18 protein-coding genes and 3 tRNA genes are annotated in these 19281 nt (G+C 43.1%); 5 read left to right on the forward strand and 16 right to left on the reverse strand.

Annotation, left to right across the window (positions count from 1 at the left end):
• Nucleotides 1-10 precede the first annotated feature (10 nt).
• The 13 genes from yacG to folD form a co-directional block, all read right to left on the reverse strand.
• Nucleotides 11-208: a DNA gyrase inhibitor YacG gene (yacG, locus tag GYX91_RS00875; RefSeq protein ID WP_174829705.1), complete on the reverse strand. Its 198-nt coding sequence runs from the start codon at nt 206-208 to the stop codon at nt 11-13.
• On the reverse strand, nt 208-960 hold the full coding sequence (gene zapD / locus GYX91_RS00880) for a cell division protein ZapD (protein ID WP_025329860.1): 753 nt from the start codon (nt 958-960) through the stop codon (nt 208-210). Before zapD ends, yacG begins: the two co-directional genes overlap by 1 nt.
• Nucleotides 961-965: 5 nt before the next feature.
• A complete protein-coding gene (gene coaE, locus GYX91_RS00885) occupies nt 966-1580 on the reverse strand; it encodes a dephospho-CoA kinase (RefSeq protein WP_174829706.1) in 615 nt (204 codons plus the stop codon).
• Nucleotides 1577-2428, reverse strand: coding sequence for an A24 family peptidase (locus tag GYX91_RS00890; RefSeq protein ID WP_174829707.1), 852 nt, complete (start codon nt 2426-2428; stop codon nt 1577-1579). The genes coaE and GYX91_RS00890 overlap by 4 nt, the downstream gene beginning before the upstream one ends.
• Before the next feature lie 6 nt (nt 2429-2434).
• Nucleotides 2435-3667, reverse strand: a complete 1233-nt coding sequence (locus GYX91_RS00895) for a type II secretion system F family protein (RefSeq protein WP_025329863.1) — start codon at nt 3665-3667, stop codon at nt 2435-2437.
• Between the two features lie 48 nt (nt 3668-3715).
• Complete coding sequence (pilB, locus tag GYX91_RS00900; RefSeq protein ID WP_084547380.1) at nt 3716-5395, reverse strand: type IV-A pilus assembly ATPase PilB; 1680 nt, start codon at nt 5393-5395, stop codon at nt 3716-3718.
• Nucleotides 5396-5596: 201 nt separating this feature from the next.
• Complete coding sequence (gene recJ, locus GYX91_RS00905; RefSeq protein ID WP_174829708.1) at nt 5597-7294, reverse strand: single-stranded-DNA-specific exonuclease RecJ; 1698 nt, start codon at nt 7292-7294, stop codon at nt 5597-5599.
• Complete coding sequence (locus GYX91_RS00910) at nt 7291-8265, reverse strand: hypothetical protein (RefSeq protein WP_174829709.1); 975 nt, start codon at nt 8263-8265, stop codon at nt 7291-7293. Before GYX91_RS00910 ends, recJ begins: the two co-directional genes overlap by 4 nt.
• A 104-nt stretch (nt 8266-8369) precedes the next feature.
• Nucleotides 8370-8972, reverse strand: a complete 603-nt coding sequence (locus GYX91_RS00915; protein ID WP_084585188.1) for a tyrosine-protein phosphatase — start codon at nt 8970-8972, stop codon at nt 8370-8372.
• Nucleotides 8951-10711: a M61 family metallopeptidase gene (locus tag GYX91_RS00920; protein WP_174829710.1), complete on the reverse strand. Its 1761-nt coding sequence runs from the start codon at nt 10709-10711 to the stop codon at nt 8951-8953. Before GYX91_RS00920 ends, GYX91_RS00915 begins: the two co-directional genes overlap by 22 nt.
• Before the next feature lie 201 nt (nt 10712-10912).
• Complete coding sequence (gene gap / locus GYX91_RS00925) at nt 10913-11941, reverse strand: type I glyceraldehyde-3-phosphate dehydrogenase (protein ID WP_174829711.1); 1029 nt, start codon at nt 11939-11941, stop codon at nt 10913-10915.
• Nucleotides 11942-12064: 123 nt separating this feature from the next.
• The gene (locus GYX91_RS00930; RefSeq protein WP_174829712.1) at nt 12065-12643 is read right to left on the reverse strand and encodes a hypothetical protein; all 579 of its coding nucleotides are present in this window, start codon (nt 12641-12643) and stop codon (nt 12065-12067) included.
• Nucleotides 12644-12832: 189 nt separating this feature from the next.
• Nucleotides 12833-13696 (reverse strand): bifunctional methylenetetrahydrofolate dehydrogenase/methenyltetrahydrofolate cyclohydrolase FolD, encoded by an 864-nt coding sequence (folD, locus tag GYX91_RS00935; protein ID WP_174829713.1) that lies wholly within the window; start codon nt 13694-13696, stop codon nt 12833-12835.
• Between the two features lie 212 nt (nt 13697-13908).
• Here folD and GYX91_RS00940 point away from each other — a divergent pair.
• From GYX91_RS00940 to rnhB, 5 genes are all read left to right on the forward strand, one after another.
• A tRNA-Pro gene (locus GYX91_RS00940) sits at nt 13909-13986 on the forward strand.
• Between the two features lie 38 nt (nt 13987-14024).
• Nucleotides 14025-14101 (forward strand) — tRNA-Arg (locus GYX91_RS00945).
• Nucleotides 14102-14120: 19 nt separating this feature from the next.
• Nucleotides 14121-14196, forward strand: a tRNA-His gene (locus GYX91_RS00950).
• A gap of 131 nt (nt 14197-14327) precedes the next feature.
• Nucleotides 14328-15500, forward strand: coding sequence for a lipid-A-disaccharide synthase (lpxB, locus tag GYX91_RS00955; RefSeq protein ID WP_174829714.1), 1173 nt, complete (start codon nt 14328-14330; stop codon nt 15498-15500).
• Nucleotides 15497-16102: a ribonuclease HII gene (gene rnhB / locus GYX91_RS00960; RefSeq protein WP_174829715.1), complete on the forward strand. Its 606-nt coding sequence runs from the start codon at nt 15497-15499 to the stop codon at nt 16100-16102. Before lpxB ends, rnhB begins: the two co-directional genes overlap by 4 nt.
• 217 nt (nt 16103-16319) lie before the next feature.
• Here the strand turns inward: rnhB and dksA are convergent, their stop codons facing one another.
• The 3 genes from dksA to proC form a co-directional block, all read right to left on the reverse strand.
• On the reverse strand, nt 16320-16736 hold the full coding sequence (gene dksA, locus GYX91_RS00965) for an RNA polymerase-binding protein DksA (RefSeq protein WP_025329875.1): 417 nt from the start codon (nt 16734-16736) through the stop codon (nt 16320-16322).
• Between the two features lie 162 nt (nt 16737-16898).
• A complete protein-coding gene (locus GYX91_RS00970; RefSeq protein WP_174829716.1) occupies nt 16899-17462 on the reverse strand; it encodes a YggT family protein in 564 nt (187 codons plus the stop codon).
• Nucleotides 17463-18227: 765 nt separating this feature from the next.
• Complete coding sequence (gene proC / locus GYX91_RS00975) at nt 18228-19025, reverse strand: pyrroline-5-carboxylate reductase (RefSeq protein ID WP_174829717.1); 798 nt, start codon at nt 19023-19025, stop codon at nt 18228-18230.
• Between the last annotated feature and the right edge of the window lie 256 nt (nt 19026-19281).

Consider the following 19281-nt stretch of genomic DNA (forward strand, 5'->3'; position numbering starts at 1 on the left):
CCGCTGTTTATCAATGCTTTAATGATGTTATTTCTTCACTTAGCGGCTGATCTTCATCGGCTGGCAGATTATAATTTTCACTAGCCCATGCTCCCAGATCAATCATTTTGCAACGCTCTGAACAGAACGGACGAAAGCGGCTGGACGGAGTCCAGTCAACATTTTTCCCGCATATCGGGCAAATAACAGTGGTGATTTTTTCAGTCATTATTTGATTACCGGATCAAAGCTGCACATGACCAGAGTAAATGGTATATCAGTGGTTAAAACCTGGCCACGTGCCTGTTGTTGTGATGCCTGTAAAAAGCGAATATGGGTAAAATATTTATTAGCAGATACTTCTGGCAGTGCAGTGGCATTCTGGGAAACATTAATACCCAGTAGGTGAATGTTCTGTCCAAGACTGTTATGCTGATAACTTCCGCTTGTTGCCAGACAGTCTACAGACAGACTGTTTTGACGCAGAATTTCCAGTAGCAGTTTGATGGCTTCATAAGTAGGTAACAGACTCTGGATCCACTGGCGTAACTGTAATTCACGTTCTGCCGGCTTTTTTTGCTGCCAGTAATAATAGGAAGGCAAATCATACGGGCTGGTGCCGCCGGGTACGAACATGCGCTGCTTGATTGCCATCAGCCATTCATTTTCGCGCAAATGCTGTCCGAATTTTTGCTGAACGCTTTGCAGATTTGTAATTGCAGTTTGTATATCTACCAGGACATTTTTACCTTCTTCACCACGTTGTCTGGCCAGACTTTTTTGTCGTTCCAGTTCTTGCAGAATATCCAGTTTCAATTCGGCACGTGCTGCTGCTTCCATGATTTCGAATAGTGAGAATAATGCACAATGATGTGCCCAGATTTCACTGCGTATCACTACTTCATGGAAGTGTTTGAACAGATGTGCTATGCGCAGGAAATTACGGACGCGCTCAGACAAAGGATGTTCGAAATGGATAATATCTGTCATAACTTGGCTGGTGTTAGAGCTTGATAGAAATGATGCAGCTGGATAACTTTCCAGTTAAGTTCCTGCCAGTTGCCATCGTTGATAACGATGTCATCGGCAATGGCTTTCCGGCTATTGCTGTCAGCCTGCTGCGCCATGATAGCACGGATTGTTGATTCGTCCAGATTACTGCGCTGCCGAACTCTTTGAATACATATGTTAACCGGTGCTTCGATAATGAGTATACGTTGTACCAGTTGTTGAAATTCCGGTTTTTCTGCCAGTAAAGGAATTTCAATAATTCCATAATGCTGATTCAAAACGATTTGCTGTTTTGCTTGCTGAAGACTTTGCAGAATTAACGGATGGAGAATATTTTCCAGCAGAATACGATTCTGTGAATCGGCAAACACCCAATTACGCAGCTTTGGCCGATCCAGACTGCCGTCAGTAAGAAACAGATTATTCCCGCACTGTCTGCGGATTTCAGGTAAAGCCAGACCACCAGGAGCAGTAAGCTGGTGTGCGATTTCATCTGCATTCAGTACTGGTATGCCCAGAGCAGTAAAACAGCTTGCTACGGCAGATTTTCCACTACCTATGCCACCGGACAGACCTATCCAGAACGTCATGTACTAAACCCGGAAAGACGCAGCCACCAGTGAATCAACTGATTAATCTGACTGTTTGTCATCCACACAATCCAGCCTGCAATGGCCAGTGCCGGACCAAAAGCCATAGGCTGGCTGCGGGCAACTCTGAGAATAAGTGAAGCAATAATACCGACAATTGCTGCCATAAATACAATTAAAGGCAATGCAGAAGCACCCATCCACGCACCAAGGGCAGCCAGTAGTTTAAAATCACCATAACCCATACCATCTTTACCGGTTAGTAGTTTGAATAACCAGAAAAGTGACCACAAGCTCAGATAGCCTAATGCAGCACCCCAGACAGCAGAAGCTAAGGGAACAAATTCACAATACCAGTTAAACAGTAAACCCAGCCAGAGTAGAGGTAAGGTGATTTGGTCAGGTAACAGCTGGGTTTCGGCATCTATAAAGGTCAGTGCAATCAGTGCGGCAGTCAGTATCAGACCGCCCGCAGCAACAGGTGTGACATCATAACGCCAGACTACTGCAGCAAATGCAATACCGGTTAATAATTCCACGCAAAAATAGCGCGGGCTGATGGATGCTGAACATGAAGCACAGCGTCCGCGTAGCAGTATATAACTGACAAGAGGTATATTCTGCCACCAGCGGATTTTATGCTGACAGTGCGGGCAGGCTGAATGCGGAACACAGAGATTAAAGTGACTGGTGTGTTCTGCAGGCAGTTGCAATGCCATTCGTGCTTCTGCCTGCCAGCTTCGTTCCATCATAATGGGTAAACGATAGATCACTACATTCAGAAAACTGCCAACAGCACATCCCGATATTAATGCAATGACGCTAAAAAACAGAGTATCAGTTAACATCAGGTATTAACCTACAGCATTACCGATATTAAATAGCGGTAAATACATGGCAACCAGAATTATCCCGACAATACCACCAAGTACAACCATAATAATCGGTTCCATCAATGAAGACAGTTGTGCAACGGCAGTATCTACATCTTCTTCATAGAATTCTGCGGCTTTATTGAGCATGTCATCCAAAGAACCTGATTCTTCACCGATTGAAGCCATTTGCATCACCATGTTCGGAAACAACTCTGTTGCCTGCATGGCTGAGGTAAGAGAAATACCCTGATTAACTTTGGCACGGATTTCCTGAGTAGCTTCTTCATAGCGAATATTACCGGAAGCTCCGGCAACTGAATCAAGAACTTCTACCAATGGTACGCCTGCTGCAAATAGAGTTGCTGTTGTACGAGACCAGCGTGCAATGGTGGCTTTACGAACGATTTGGCCAAAAATAGGCATTTTTAACAGCATATAATCAAAACGTTTTTTCAGATCATCTGAGTTCTGATACCACTTAAATAAGCCAATTACACCACCTATCAGTGCAATGATGACAAATATGCCGTAATGTACAAAGAAATTGGAAATATTCATCATGAACTGAGTCAAACCAGGTAATGGTACGCCCATACTCTCGTAAACTTTACCAAATGAAGGTAATACGAACATCATCATGACGATTACCAGTGCGATTGCTACGACTACTACCACAGCTGGGTAGGTCAAGGCACTTTTAACTTTTTTCTTGATACCCTGAGTTTTTTCTTTATATACCGACAGCTTGTCAAGAATAGCCTCTAGTACACCACCGGCTTCACCCGCATGCACCAGATTACAGTAAAAATGATCGAAATATTTCGGATGTTTAGAAAAAGACTCTGCCAGAGATGTACCTTGCTCAACATCAGAGCGGATTTGCAACAGTAGCTGGGTCATTGCCGGGTTAGAATGCCCTTTGGCTGCAATATCGAAAGCCTGCATCATAGGCAGACCAGATTTCATCATGGTGGATAATTGTCGGGTAAAGACGGTAATATCTGCCTGACTGATTTTCTTTTGGCGCTGTTTTTTGACCTTGGCAATCTGTATTACACGAATTTGACGCCGGGTTAGCTTGGCGCGTGCATCAGCCTCGTCTTTTGCGACAACTTCTCCGCGTACAATCTGTTCAGTTTTAAGGTTTTTGCCTTCAAAACTGAAACTGGTACCGGAAGATTTGGTTTTGGATACTGCTACGGGTTTATTCATAGTGTTCTCTCACAGTATTGACTTAATTGTATAGGCGAACAATCAGTTTTAATCATTAGTGCTTGCAAGAATCTCGTCCAGAGACGTAATGCCTTCCATCACTTTCAGTAAACCGGCATGGCGTAAATCGACCAGACCTTCCTTGAGCGCCTGAGTGCTGATATCTACTTCATTACCATTATTCATGATAATACGTTGCATTTCATCACTGACCGGCATAACTTCATATACGCCGGCACGTCCTTTATAGCCTTTGCCCTTACACCTTTCACAGCCGACCGGCCGGTAGAATGTCCATTCTTTGGCGAGATCTTCATCTGAAAAACCTGCTTTTTTCAGTGCAAATTCAGGCGGACGCTCTGCCGGTGCCTTGCAGGTACATAAACGCCGCACCAGACGCTGTGCCATAATCAGATTTACTGAGCTGGCAATATTAAACGGAGCAACGCCCATATTCAGCATACGGGATAATGTAGCAGGGGCATTATTGGTATGCAGAGTTGAAAATACCATATGGCCGGTTTGTGCAGCTTTAATGGCAATATCTGCGGTTTCCAAATCTCGGATTTCCCCCACCATAATGATATCCGGATCCTGGCGCAGAAATGATTTTAACGCAGCAGCAAATGTCAGTCCTTGTTTATCATTAACATTTACCTGATTAATACCAGGCAGGTTAATTTCCGCAGGGTCTTCAGCAGTGGAAATGTTAACACTGTCGGTATTAAGAATATTAAGGCAGGTATACAGTGATACGGTTTTACCGGAACCAGTAGGGCCGGTAACCAGCACCATACCGTATGGCCGGTGGATGGCCTCAAGCAGTAATTCTTTCTGAAATGGCTCAAAACCAAGTTGTTCAATATTCAGAGTAGCCGCATCCGAATTCAGGATACGCATTACGATTTTTTCCCCGAACAGAGTGGGCAGTGTGCTGACACGGAAATCAATTGGCTTGGCACCTTTACGGAACTGAATCTGAATACGTCCGTCCTGAGGAATACGTTTTTCAGAAATGTCCAGTTTGGCCATCACTTTAATACGTGAAGCGATCTGGCTGCGAATATTCAGTGGCATACGTACCACTTCACGCAACTGTCCGTCAACGCGAAAGCGTACTCGTGCCATTTCTTCATAAAATTCAAAATGGATATCTGATGCGCCGCTGTTTAATGCATCTCCAAGTATTTTAAAAACAAATTTTGCAATTGGTCCATTTTCGCCATCTTCGTCATCTGCAGACATGGCGTTATTTTCTACAGCACTGGAGTCACCAATTGAATCCATATCTTCCAGAAGGTTGGTGGATTCCTGACCAAGATTTTCCAGTAATTGGCGTAACTGACTATCGCGGACTATAACCAGATTCAGTACGCAGCCGGCATCTGTGGCAATTTTCTGGTAATGCTGAATTGATGTAGGATCAGATACAGCCAAAAACAGTCGATTACCGCGCTTGAATAGCGGCACGCAAATGTATTGCTGCATTATTTTCAGATTAATTAAATCCAGCGGTACCAGACTTTGGTTATATGGCTCCAGATTCAGGTAAGGAATACCAAATACACCGGACAGAAAGCTGGCCAGTTTATCAGCATTGATGGCTCCAGATTGTAGTAATGCCGGTATAACCGGACGTTTCTGTTCCAGTTCCTGACGCAGTTTTTCTGCTTTTTCTGCGTCAATAATCTGGTGCTTATATAAAACCCTGATCAGTCCAAGACTCATACAAATTAATTCCCGTCTCCATAACTTCTGAGTTTACATTCTGGTAAATACTGTACCTGTTCAGGTTTGACTGAAATATTACTGCATACAGCACACTTTTTTCTAACCTGTATCAGATAAAAGACCAGAGTAAATTCATGTTAATGTTTAATTGTGCTAATTATAAGTGAATTTGTGTATTTAAACAGCCTATATATCGGTTTAATTACAAATTTCCCAGTAATCTGCATATAACTGTAATTCCATTTGCTGGTGCCACTGGTTGGCAATTAGCCGGTAAACCACGCGAATATGTTCCGGTAAGGTGGCTGTACAGCGGAAAAACATAACTTCATATTCACAGTTGTTCTTGTGTAACACTGCTTTAATATGGCCGGTACCCACTATTTGTTGTCTGATTACTTTAAATTCATCGCAAAAACGGGGTTCAGGAAAATTCTGGCCCCATACCAGAGCCGCCAATTGCTGTGCTGTGGCTAAGTTCAGATATTGATTGTCTAATGAACCATCAGTCTGGTACGTATAGTTTAAATCTGCCGGCCGGATGAGTTGCCGGCAGACTGCCTCAAATTCATTTTGGAAAGCTGCCAGATGTATTTCGGAAATACTTAAGCCTGCAGCCATAGCATGTCCGCCAAACTTCTGGATAATATCCGACCGGCGTTTACTGACCATATCCAGTGCATCACGCAGATGTAAACCGGTAATAGACCGGCCGGAGCCGCGTAATGTACCATTTTCTGCCTGAGCAAAAACAATACTGGGTCGATGAAAGGTTTCGCGTAACCGGCCTGCTAAAATTCCGGTTACTCCCTGATGCCAGTTATCATGATAAGCAACGATGCTATAGCTGTTTTCTGTATTGAAGCCGGCCAGTTGCAGATTAGCTTCATCCTGCATGCTGCGCTGAATCTGACGACGTTCATGGTTCAGATCATTCAGTTGTTCGGCCAGATCGGTTGCACTTTCCATATCATCGCTCAACAGACAGGCTATACCCAGACTCATATCATCCAGTCTGCCGGCAGCATTCAGACGGGGTCCGATAGCAAAACCCAGATCAAATGCATGTGCCTGTTGCGGATTGCGTTTGGCCACTGCAAACAAGGCACGAATTCCTGCTTGCATTTTATCAGCTTTAATTCGTCTGAGCCCTTGAGCTACCAGCAGGCGATTATTCTGATCGAGAGGTACCACATCGGCGATGGTGCCCAGTGCCACCAAATCAAGCCATTGAGCAAGATTGGGTTCCGGATGTTTACTAAACCAGTTTTGCTGGCGCAGATGGTAACGCAAAGCCATTAGTACGTAGAACATCACACCCACACCAGCCAATGCTTTACTGGGAAATTGATCACCTGGCTGATTAGGATTAACAATAATACATTCAGGCAGTTGTTCACCCGGCAGATGGTGGTCAGTAATCAGGACGTCCATTCCTAGCTGTTGTGCGCGTTGTACGCCGGCTACACTGGCGATACCATTATCCACGGTAAGCAGCAGGTTCGTACCTGCCTGAGCTGCAAGCTCAGCAATCTGTTCAGTTAAGCCATAACCATGTTCAAAGCGGTTGGGGACGAAAAAATCGGTTTGCGCTCCCATTGCCTGTAATCCGCGTATCCCTAAGGCACATGCTGTGGCTCCGTCTGCATCATAATCGGCAACAATCAGAATTTTTTCCTGCCGTTCAATTGCCTGAGCCAGTCGCTCACTGGCGGCCTGAATATTTTTCAAATTCTGAAACGGTAACAGCGCAGACAAATTGTATTCAGTTTCACTTTTGTTTTTAACTGCCCGTGTTGCATACAGTTTGGCTAGCAGAGGATCAACACCCTGAGCAAGCAGAGTTTGCAGAGCATCAGTATCTACTGAACGGGTAATAATATGTGCCGGCTTCATAAATTTAATCCGGTAAAAGGTTGGGTTTTAGGCCGGAACAAACGAAATCTGGGCTTGCGAATCTGAAGCAATCCGGCTTCACAGCGGATATTCAGCTGGCTGATATGTCTGTTTTTTAATCCTGACAGCAAAGGTTGCCACCAGTCTTGTTCCCATTGATGCAGTATTTGTGCATAGGTATAAACATCACCCTGATTTACTGGTAAGCATAAACTATCATTAAACAATACAATTTCCTGCTGGCCTGAATCAGACAGAGTATCTATTAATGCTGCGTAATTTGCCGGTAATTCATGCGCATGCAATGCCCACGAACTATTGGTATAAAGTAGTGTGTCGTGCTTTGCTGTGCCAATAAGGTCTTTTTCAAACCATAAACCATTAATCGTGGGCAGACCGCGTGTGCTGCGCTGCTGATTCAGTGGATGCTGATGCAGCAACATTTGCAGCTCAGTTTGCTGTTGCAGAATCAGGGTTGCATCTTTACCCGAAGGTTTGGCGGTACCATCTATGCAACCTGACAAATCAAGTAAAGATGACAGGGTAAAATCAAGTACCCGTGGCGTGGTAACTAGCCATAAATCGGGTCTGACCGGAGAAAACCGCCAGCCATCTGGCTGTAACCATGTGCTTAATACTTCGCAGAAAGCTTTTGCCTCTTCTGGATTCAAACCAAGAGCATTTCCGTCAAGATACTGAAGCTGATGCATGCCGGCTGTCTGGTTTATTGGTGTGACAATAAAGCCGCAATATTCCGGGTTTAGGTTTAATTGCTGCTGAGCCTGTTGCACCCATGAACCTTCCCACAGATATTGCCGGTATAACTGACTTCTGTTTATGGTTTGTAATGTATGTTTGCTCCATTGCCGCAGGGTATTCAGTGCCGGTAGCTGTAAGTCAGGTACCGCAGCTTCCTGATGCGGCCATATTAAACCAGGCAGAATGAGAGTTATACTTAAATCGGCAGACATGAATACACAATATTCCCAGTATAAAAGTCAATATCACTTTGAATTTTTTTATCAAATCAGATTGTTAATTTGATGCTATACTTTTAATTTATTTCATCACGGAATTATTCGAATACAGCCTGACGAATTTTTTCAACATCAACATCTTCAATATACCTTTGTATGTTAGGGTAAACATTGTAATGATGTTCCAGTTCAGGCTTCATTAATTCATCAATAACCTGTTTTTTAGTCCAATTTTGAAAGATTAACCGATACATCGCGATAACTACTCCGGTGCGGTCACTGCCATGCCAGCAATGAATTAATATCGGTTTAGGCGAATTTTTGATGGCTTTAAGGATTTGAATTATTTTTTCATCAGTAACCTTACCTGCCCGCATATTAATCCGAACCTCAGCAATTCCGGTATTGGTCAGTTTATCCCGATCACTATGCCATAAACGCAAATTAATTATCGTTTTAATCCCTATCGTATTAAGCTGTTCAATCTCTTTTAAAGAAGGTTGTTCAGACCGGTATATATCGTCAGATACTTTATAAAAGTTGTCGGGTAACTGGTTAGAATTATCATTGGATCGACAGCTGCTAATGATTAAACATAAGCAGCACCATAAAAAAATGTTCGCTATTTTTGTCATTCTAAAACCATTGTAAAGATAACGGTAAAAATATGCGGTTGAATTTAAGATTGTGGTTGTAACCATTGCTGTAACAGCAATACATCATCAATACTTAGCAGCGCAGTATCTGTTAATGCTGCCTGCGCCTGTAAGGTAGTCTGTCGCAGCAAACCATCACGGATGAAGTGTATCTGTACTGTTTCACCAACATGAATACGTGCCCACTGCTTATTAAAATCGGTAATAATTTCATCATTAATAGCAATCAGCTGGTCACCGGCACACATACCGGCATTCTCGGCACTGCCTTGATTAAATACTTGTTGCAGGCTGACGCCGAATGAGGCTGGCTGAACGCGGGCACCCAGATCTGCACCGGGCTGTTCGGCAGCGGAGTAATGCTCAACATATGCACCACCATGCTGGCGAGGCAGGGCAGCCCAGTGAAGCTGTACACCAGCCTGCTGTAGTTGTTCTGCCAGAGGCAAGTCTGCCGTGGTCATAATATATTGCCGATAAACCTGAGTTAAGTCTGTTCCGGTAGCTTGCTGGGCTATTTTCAGCCATTCATTTTCAGCCAGACCCATACCCCGCTGACGCCAGTCCTGATACAGGGCACGCATAATATCATCCAGATTTTTTTGCTGGCCGGTATGCCGGCGGATATAGTGATCGAGACACAGGGCTGCCAGTGCGCCTTTCTGGTAATAGCTGACAATACTGTTGGCACTGTTTTCATTCTGTTTGTAATATTTTGTCCATGCAGTAAAGCTGGAATCTGCCAGACTTTGCTTTAAACGGCCGGCGCCCTGTTGTACACGGGTAATGGTTTTGGCCAGTAATTGCAGATACTGTTCTGGTGTAATCACACCGCTGCGTACCAGAAACCAGTCATCATAATAGGAAGTGATACCTTCAAAAGCCCACAACAGCTGTGTATAAGCTTCATCATCCAGTTTGCTGTTTAAAAATGCAGAAGGAATAATAGATTTTACGTTCCATGCATGAAAATATTCATGGCTGAACAAACCCAGTAATGTGATATAAGCGTCGGTATTTTTTCCGTCTTTTTGCGGCAGATCATGCCGGTCGGCCATGAGGGCAGAGGAAGATTTATGTTCCAGTCCGCCATAAATGCCATTTCCGACAAAAAGTAAAAAGCTGTAGCGTTCAAACGGTGCCGGTGCGGCAAACATAGCAATTTCACTGGCACATATTTTGCTTACATCATCTACCAGACGCTGCTGATCGAAAGACGAGAAATGGCCGCTGATAACAATTTCATGTTCAATGCCGCCTGCACTGAATGACAGACGCAGCAAATAGCCCATTTCCACCGGATAATCAATTAAAGAGCGGTAATTATTCACCTGATAAACATGGGGCTGTGATGTTTGCGGCATGGTAGTGGCAATATCCCAGTTTTCAGGCAGACCGGTAATGATTAACTGGCAATTCTCCTGTTCACGCTGATTATGCCGTAAAAACAGACAGGCACCATCAAAGAAACCTCGTTCAGTATTTAAAAAAGAGCCGCGCACAGAAGTATCGAAAGCATATACCAGATAAGTGATCTCCCATTTACCTGCCTGTCCGTTGCAAGCCCAGGTATTTTTATTTATCTGTTCAGCTGATGCCGGTGTATTGTTGCAACTGGCCGATAAAGTGACAATATGACGGGCAAAATCACGAATCATGTAACTACCGGGTACCCAGCTGGGTAAACTCAGACTGAAATTCTGATTATCCAGTTGTGTAAAACTAAGGCGTACTTGCCACAGATGCTGAGTCAGAGAATGGGGTTGCAAATGATAGTTAAGCATAATTTGTGCCTCAATGAAGCGGAAAAAATATCAGCGCTGTCTGTCAGAGAGAAATTGCCTAGATTAATATTAATTCGGTTTAATTTGTTCTGGTATTTGTATGGCAAACAGGTACTGATTCTGTTTGCCACAATAGGTACAGGCTGTCTGAAGCCTGTATAAGCGGATTCAGACAGCCTGTACTTCTGCTGGTAAAACGGGTTACGCGAGTGGAGTAACTTCCATGCCAAACATAGCACGTGCAGTATTCAGCATCTGGCAGCTAAAGCCCCATTCATTGTCGTACCACGCCAGTACTTTTACCATATTACCATTGGTAACTTTAGTTAATGTACTGTCAAATATGGAAGCCTGAGTTGTATGATTAAAATCGGTGGAAACCAATGGCAGAGTATTGTAGCCCAGAATATGTTTCATACTGCCTTCACTGGCTGCTTTAACTATGGCATTAACTTCTTCGACACTGGTGTTACGGGCGGCTTCAAACGTTAAATCAACCAGTGAAACATTAATTGTGGGAACACGTACTGCAAAACCATCAAACTTACCCTGTAATTCCGGTAATACCAGTCCGATAGCCTTGGCTGCTCCGGTTTTGGTCGGAATCAGATTTTCAACAGCACTGCGGGCACGGCGTAAATCTTTATGGCGAACATCAGTCAGTACCTGATCATTGGTAAATGAATGAATGGTTGTCATTAAGCCTTTTACCATTCCCAGTTCGTCGTTAATGGCTTTTGCCACCGGTGCCAGACAGTTGGTTGTGCAAGAACCATTGGATATTACTGTCATTTCCGGTGTTAACACCTGATGATTAACTCCGTATACCACGGTGGCATCCACATCGGCACCGCCGGGTGCGGAAATCAGAACTTTTTTGGCACCACTTTGTAAATGAATGCTGGCTTTTTCTTTGGTAGTAAAAGCACCGGTACATTCCAGCACCAGATCGATACCCAGTTCACCCCAGGGTAATTCTGCCGGGTTACGGGTAGAAAAAAAACGGATGCGGTCGCCATTAATAATTAAAGCATCATTATCAGATGAAACATCTGCGGCAAAACGGCCATGAACCGTATCAAATTTTGTCAGGTGTGCACTGGTTTCCAGTGAACCACTGGCATTTACCGCAACAATTTCCAACTGGTTGCTCAAGTTATAGTCATAGATTGCACGCAATATCTGGCGGCCAATACGGCCATAACCATTAATGGCAACTTTTAACGTCATGCTTATTCCTTTTTAGATCAACAAAACCAATCAGGCAAATTTGGGATGTACAGGGCGAAATGGTTTAAACCGTACCAAAAACATCATGTATTATAGCTGAATCAGCCTGTTTCCACATCTGTATCAGCGCATACCTGTTCCAGCTGACTGTGCTTCCAGCATTTGCCGGAATGCATCTGACATGCTGTTAATATCCACCCAGCCCATGGTGCTGAATAACAACAGCAGTATGCCTCCGGCCAGACAGGTAATTAAGAAATAGATAATATATCCCAAAAATACTTTAAATATATTTTGCTGACTGATGCGAACAAAGCCAAAGATCTGTACTATCAATGTCCATAGTAGCCATAAAGATCCCGGAGCAGCTAATACCTGTGGCCAGTATAGTGTGGCCAGTGTAGGCAGGATCAGCACCTCAGTGGCCAGTACATAACCATACCAGTGTCCTGGCTGCTTATTGTAATAGCCTAGAATGATCTCCATTGCCATGCTCAGAACACTCCAGCGCACTACCGTTAATACAATGACAAAGATGGTTATGCCGGTTTGCCGTCCCAGAATCTGTGACATATTGGCCATATTCATCAGACCAAGCGCAAGTAAAACGGTAACGAAGATTAATGGATTGTAACGATAATGTGTTTTGGGATAAAAGCGCAGGCGCAGAGCAGCACAGGCGTCCAGAAAAAATTGATACATCAGGTCAATACCACAATTAGGGTTGTAAATAAGGATAGCTATTTTAACCGGCAGCCATTCTACAGCATCATAATCAAGTACAGGTCAGAAGACTGGTATGTCTATTTTATCAAGCAAACATGTTTGTTGTTATGTATGATGGCTGATATTATTGTGTAATCAATACACAATATAGCTTTACCGATAGCATCACGATTGTTTTGTATCGTGAATTTCTGCTGCTTTCAATGTGTTTTCCATTAAGGTAGCTATGGTCATAGGGCCTACTCCGCCCGGTACCGGTGTAATCATAGATGCACGTTCTCTGGCTGCATCAAACTCTACATCCCCACATAACTGTCCGTTTTCCAGACGGTTAATTCCCACATCTATTACTACAGCCCCGGGTTTAATCCATTCACCTTTAACAAAGTTCGGAATGCCGACGCCTACAACCACAATATCAGCCGCAGCAACTTCCTGTGCCAGATTCCGGGTGGCACTATGACAGATTGTGACAGTCGCACGTGCCAGAAGTAATTCTAATGCTTGCGGCCGGCCGACAATATTTGAAGCGCCTACTACAACAGCTTTTTTACTGGTGATTGGTACCTGACAGGCATCCAGTAATGTCATTACCCCTTTAGGTGTACACGGACGCATTAATGGCATTTTTACCGCCAGCCGGCCAACATTATACGGATGAAAACCATCTACATCTTTATGAGGCACAATCCGTTCCAGTACCTGCTGACTGTCAATATGTGCAGGCAGTGGTAATTGCACCAGAATTCCGTCTATACCATTATCTGCATTCATTTCGTCAATCAAGGCCAGTAATTCGGCTTCAGTGGTATGTACAGGCAGCTCGTAACTGCGGGATTCAAAGCCAATGGTTTCACAGGCACGCTTTTTATTGCGTACATATACTGTACTGGCCGGATCTTCACCAACCAGAACCACGGCCAGACAGGGGCGGCGTAGCTGATTATCCAGACGCTGCTGTACACGAATGGTTAATTCTTGCAGGATTTGTTGGGAAATTTTTTTACCATCAATGAGTTGAGCGGTCATGAGAAAATTCCAGAGAAAAAGATTATGCCGATGGCAGGTAACTATCAGCTAATATTTACAAAAATAGCATTGTCGCATTTTTTTTAAGCGGTTTCATCTGCTTTTATATATAGCCATTCATATAAATCAGCCATATTTCAAAAATATGGCAAAAAAATTTACTTTACCTCTTGACGATAGTTTTTCAGGGCTGTATAGTTCGCCTCTCTCGTCGGGGTGTAGCGCAGTCTGGTTAGCGCATCTGCTTTGGGAGCAGAGGGTCGTGAGTTCGAATCCCACCACCCCGACCATATCGACCGAATCCTTGTCCGGATAGATTTGAGAGTACGCGCCCGTAGCTCAACCGGATAGAGCACCGGCCTTCTAAGCCGGGGGTTACAGGTTCGATTCCTGTCGGGCGCACCAAAGTTTGAAAAGTTTTATGGTGGCTGTAGCTCAGTTGGTAGAGCCCTGGATTGTGATTCCAGTTGTCGTGGGTTCGAGCCCCATCAGCCACCCCAATATAAAAGCCCAAGCCGTTTGCTTGGGCTTTTAATTTTTATGATACCCTTCGGGAATACACTATCGCCTGCTAAACTTGCTATCTATTACGTCTTACTATAATAGTTGCTTATAAAACTGCTATCCTGCTATGAATAAAGCTGCAACTGAACTTCCCATTTTAACCATAGCCTTGTGTGCCGGCGAAGCATCTGGTGATTTACTGGGTGCCCATTTGATGAATGCGATTCGTGCACGTTATCCGCGGGTACAGTTTGTTGGTATTGGCGGACCGCGGATGCTGGCAGCCGGAATACAAAGTCTCTATGATCAGGAAAAACTGGCAGTACGCGGTTTTGTTGAAGTTGTCAAAAAATTACCGGAAATTCTGGCCATCCGCCGCGGTCTGATTCGTTCACTGAAACAAATCAGACCACAGGTATTTGTTGGTATTGATGCACCGGATTTCAATCTGGGTGTTGCCGAAAGTTTAAAACAGGCCGGTATTGCTACCGTACATTATGTCAGTCCGTCTGTCTGGGCATGGCGGCGTAAACGGGTAAAAAAGATTGTTAAACAGGTGGACGAGGTATTATGCCTGTTTCCGATGGAACCGGAACTATACCGGCAGGCAGGCGGACGGGCACGTTTTGTCGGGCATCCTCTTGCTCAGACTTTGCCACTGGTTATTGACAGAAAGGCGAAAAGGCAGCAGCTGAAACTGTCTGAACAGGCTCCAGTGTTTGTTTTAATGCCGGGCAGCCGGGTCAGTGAAATTGATTTCATGGCACCGATTTTTTTACAGGCTGCTGAAATTATTCACCAGCGTTATCCTCAGGCTCAGTTTTTACTACCACTGGCTACGGCGGCAACACGGCAGCGTATGCAGGATATCCTGGCTCAGCCGGTATGGCAAAAATTGCCGATACGTTTAATGTCTGCACATGCAGAAATGGCCTGTCAGGCAGCCGATGTTGTACTGGTTACCAGCGGTACGGCCACGCTCGAAGTGGCTTTATGCCAATGCCCGATGGTAATCAGCTATAAAATCTCACCTTTAACCTATGCATATGTCAAACATAAAATTAAAGTGCCGTATGTTGGTTTGCCTAATATTCTGTTAGACAGAGGTGTGGTACCTGAATTACTGCAAAGTAATGCAACGCCACAAAAACTGGCAGAGGCTGTGATTCACTGGTACGAATCGCCACAGGAAGTACAGGATTTGCAGGCAGACTTTTCAGCACTACATCAGCAGCTGCGTTTGAATACTGATGAACTGTCTGCACAGGCGGTATTGCAGCATGCAACGGGGCAAATATGAATACAGAGCTGATGGTTTTACCCAGCCATGCCGGTGTAGACGAAGCCGGTCGTGGTCCGTTAGTTGGCAGTGTATATGCAGCAGCTGTTATTTTACCGGCAGATTATAATTTACCCGGTCTTACTGATTCAAAAAAATTGTCCGAGAAAAAGCGTGATGAGCTGGCAATATTAATTAAGCAGCAGGCAACTGCATGGTCTGTAGCTGCAGCAGACGTGGCAGAAATACACCAGTTTAATATTCTGTTTGCAACTATGCGTGCCATGGCTCGTGCTGTAGCCGGTTTACATATTCAGCCGGCTAAAGTGTGGATAGATGGCAATCGCATACCTGCTGATATGACGTTGCCGGCAGAAGCAGTAGTTAAAGGCGATCTCAAAATAGCCGCTATTTCTGCCGCCTCTATTCTGGCCAAAACGGCACGTGATGCAGAGATGTATGAGCTGGATAAATGTTATCCGCAGTATGGTTTTGCCCGTCATAAAGGCTATGGTACAGCCGCACATCTTGCTGCATTGCAGCAGTTTGGTGTACTGCCACAGCATCGGCAGGATTTTGCACCTGTGAAAGCTTTGCTGGCGCAGGGAAAATACTGTCTCTGAGGCTATTCAACCGCGGGATTGTACTTTTTATGCTTAACCTGTACATCGCTGTTATATCAACATTTTATGATTTTTATTGAATTAATTTCAAATAATTAGCAGCAGTTAATATTTAAGCAAATCAGCGGTGAGACATGCATTATCGCAATGATGATATGTAGCAATAATGCAAAAACGCTTTCCGGCAGGAAAGCGTTTTTAATCCATAACAGATAAATTAATCAACAAACTGTTTTTTAATTCGTTCACGCCGTTCCTGCGCTTCTACCGACAAAGTTGCAGTAGGGCGAGCGAGTAGCCGTTTCAGACCGATAGGTTCGCCGGTATCCTGACAAAAGCCATAATCGCCTTCGTCTAGTTGACGCAATGAAGCCTGAATTTTACTCAATAACTTACGTTCACGGTCACGGGTGCGCAGTTCTAATGCATATTCTTCTTCCAGTGTTGCGCGGTCTGCAGGATCAGGCGTAGTAGCCTGCTCCTGTAAATGTCCGGCCGTATTGTTGGCATTATGAATCAGCTCATCCTGGAGTTTTAACAGCAAATCACGGAAGAAAGCTTGGTGTTCTTCATTCATGTATTCTTCTTCAGGGCCATTCCAGGCCTGGATGTCTTGTTCTGTGAGTTTGGCCATTGTACAGTCTTTCTTTTGCATAGCTCGATTAAGCAATTAGCTCAGGAACTGACAGCTTAATCTGGATTTGAAAATAACAGATACTGGATTTCAGGCTGTTAAAAAAGTTCGGGCATAATAGCATGTTTTTATAATTTATTAATAATTTTGCATTCGACAACATTATCCGAATATCAGCCAGTGTGAAATCTTACTGCTTGCCTGCGGCAGCCACCATTCGAGACAAAGCCAGAGCACAAGCAGAATAATTGTCGCAGAAAAATCATATTTACCAATACGCATAAAGGCAAACGGACGGGTTAATGGAGCATAAATACGCTGCAAGGTAAATAGCAGTACTGAATAAGGTTTGCTCAGACTTAAAAACATTCTTATTACCAGCCCGATGAATAATACATAGCACAGTGCTTTCAGGGAAAACAGAATGCAAAGAGCCAGACTGGCTGCAATAGTGCGAATATCCGGTAATACCCATCTAAGGCTGATAAACAGATTTAGCGTACATGCCAGGTAATAAATAATGACAGTAGCCAGAATGCAGGCAATATCCCATTGGTACAATGGCGGTATAATTTTACGCAGAGGGCGTACCAGCCAGTTGGTACTGCGTACACAAAACTGAGCCAGAGGATGCAGAAAAGGTAATTTAGCCCACTGTAACAGAAGCCGGGCCCAGCATATAATACTTAGTGCACTGGCTAATAAAAATAATGTTTTACTAATCACATATTGCCTTTAATGTCCGACGGATATTGAACTTTCTTTTTATAGAAAAAGATTCGGGCTGATTATATTATGGAAAAATTTGAACGAACAAATTCTGACTTAAGATTATATTGTATACAATATAAGAGATAAATAATGATATTTGATAAATATGATTTTTTATTTAAAGTCGGATTTACCGCTGTAATCATACAATTCATTGATTGTGGGCAGAATTCATAGTCTAAAAATCTGATCTGAATTGCAGTGCTATGATATGAGCAGCTTTTCTTGGTTTTTGAATTTTGCTCTGACTGTTAAAGCATATCTGTAGCAGCTAATAAAATTTTTTCTTCTGCACTCCGAGTAAATGTCCGATTACTTTAACTATATTTAATAATCAAATCATGTATTGTTATTTTATTCATTTTGTACCCTTTGCAAGAGTATATTTGTTTTGCTGATTAATATATTTGATGTATTTATATCGATGATTAATACAGTGCCAATAATTGCATAGAGAGAAAGTATTTTAATTTTACTAATTAATCAAAACCAATAAATTAAATATGTAAAACAGATCATTGTTAAGTAAAAGCCAGAAATATAGATTTGGATTAGTCGATTAACATTGAAGTATTTTTAAATACTTAATATAAACAAGATAAAATATCAATAAATGAAGTACATTATAAGTGAATATGTTAAAAATATACTCTTTAATGTACTTCATAAAAACGCCTGAAGTTTTTAATAAAATGTAACTCTATATCAAAATAATAACTTTTAAATAGGAGCAAGTTGTTGCTGCATTTCTTCTGCTCGCGCAACACTGGCAGCAACACCGTCAATTACAACCTGTGTCAGCTGATGCTGGTCAAAAACTGAAGTCGCAGCAAATGTGGTGCCACCTTTAGATGTTACATTTTTTTGTAGTTGAGCAAATTCGGTGCTAGATTGTTCTGCCAGATTTACAGCACCTTTGAATGTGCCAAGTGTCAGACGGTGAGCTTCTTCAGGGCTGAAACCCTGTTGTATGGCAGCCTGTTGCAGGGCATTAAGAAAATAGAAGACATAGGCCGGACCACTGCCACTGATACCGGCGATACGATTAATGCCGTTTTCATCTTCCAGCCATACTACTTCGCCTGTTGTGCGCATGATATTTTCTGCAACGGTTTTGTCTGCTTCACATATGTCTGCTGGTGCATACATACCGGAGATTCCCTGACCAATCTGGCAGGGGGTATTGGGCATAATCCGGATAATACGCTGATGATTATCCAGAAACTGACTTAAAGTATTTATTGTTAAGCCGGCAGCTATGCTTAATACAAGTGCACCGTTAAGCCGGATACCGGCTGTAGCCTGTTGCATATCTTGCGGTTTAACTGCCAGTATCAGGATATCTGTAGTTGCCAGTTCAGTTAATTTATCACTGGTACGTATCTGATAACAGTTGCTCAGATGGTGTCGTTTATTCTGATTACGGTCAATTACTTCTATCTCATAACCACCTTGCTGAGTCATACCGGCAACAATCGCTGTTGTCATATTGCCACCGCCAAGAAAATATACATTCATACGATTTCCTTTGATTTTATTAAAAATAATTAACTTAATTCGTAATATTGTATAAATTAAATAAATTTATACAATATTGATTTGTAAAGAATCTTATATTCAATATTAGCTTAATTATAGGTTCAATGTGTAACGGATAAAGTCAACATTGGTTGCAGCGTCGGATTAAATAGCTGAATATTAACTAATTAATATTTTATTCTGCTGATTTTAAAGCTGGTAAAAAACAAATAAAAGTACTGGTGTTAATTTGACT

Origin of the sequence: Snodgrassella sp. ESL0304, assembly GCF_013344995.1 — a bacterium.
GTDB classification, from domain to species: domain Bacteria; phylum Pseudomonadota; class Gammaproteobacteria; order Burkholderiales; family Neisseriaceae; genus Snodgrassella; species Snodgrassella alvi.

Excerpts from the sequence above, each read along its gene's own strand:
- folD (WP_174829713.1), bottom strand. The coding sequence starts at position 13,696 with ATGACCGCTCAACTCATTGATGGTAAAAAAATTTCCCAACAAATCCTG.
- GYX91_RS00910 (WP_174829709.1), bottom strand. The coding sequence starts at position 8,265 with ATGTCTGCCGATTTAAGTATAACTCTCATTCTGCCTGGTTTAATATGG.
- GYX91_RS00915 (WP_084585188.1), bottom strand. The coding sequence starts at position 8,972 with ATGGTTACAACCACAATCTTAAATTCAACCGCATATTTTTACCGTTAT.
- rnhB (WP_174829715.1), top strand. The coding sequence starts at position 15,497 with ATGAATACAGAGCTGATGGTTTTACCCAGCCATGCCGGTGTAGACGAA.
- recJ (WP_174829708.1), bottom strand. The coding sequence starts at position 7,294 with ATGAAGCCGGCACATATTATTACCCGTTCAGTAGATACTGATGCTCTG.
- GYX91_RS00895 (WP_025329863.1), bottom strand. The coding sequence starts at position 3,667 with ATGAATAAACCCGTAGCAGTATCCAAAACCAAATCTTCCGGTACCAGT.
- lpxB (WP_174829714.1), top strand. The coding sequence starts at position 14,328 with ATGAATAAAGCTGCAACTGAACTTCCCATTTTAACCATAGCCTTGTGT.
- pilB (WP_084547380.1), bottom strand. The coding sequence starts at position 5,395 with ATGAGTCTTGGACTGATCAGGGTTTTATATAAGCACCAGATTATTGAC.
- proC (WP_174829717.1), bottom strand. The coding sequence starts at position 19,025 with ATGAATGTATATTTTCTTGGCGGTGGCAATATGACAACAGCGATTGTT.
- coaE (WP_174829706.1), bottom strand. The coding sequence starts at position 1,580 with ATGACGTTCTGGATAGGTCTGTCCGGTGGCATAGGTAGTGGAAAATCT.
- GYX91_RS00930 (WP_174829712.1), bottom strand. The coding sequence starts at position 12,643 with ATGTATCAATTTTTTCTGGACGCCTGTGCTGCTCTGCGCCTGCGCTTT.
- GYX91_RS00890 (WP_174829707.1), bottom strand. The coding sequence starts at position 2,428 with ATGTTAACTGATACTCTGTTTTTTAGCGTCATTGCATTAATATCGGGA.
- dksA (WP_025329875.1), bottom strand. The coding sequence starts at position 16,736 with ATGGCCAAACTCACAGAACAAGACATCCAGGCCTGGAATGGCCCTGAA.
- GYX91_RS00920 (WP_174829710.1), bottom strand. The coding sequence starts at position 10,711 with ATGCTTAACTATCATTTGCAACCCCATTCTCTGACTCAGCATCTGTGG.
- gap (WP_174829711.1), bottom strand. The coding sequence starts at position 11,941 with ATGACGTTAAAAGTTGCCATTAATGGTTATGGCCGTATTGGCCGCCAG.
- yacG (WP_174829705.1), bottom strand. The coding sequence starts at position 208 with ATGACTGAAAAAATCACCACTGTTATTTGCCCGATATGCGGGAAAAAT.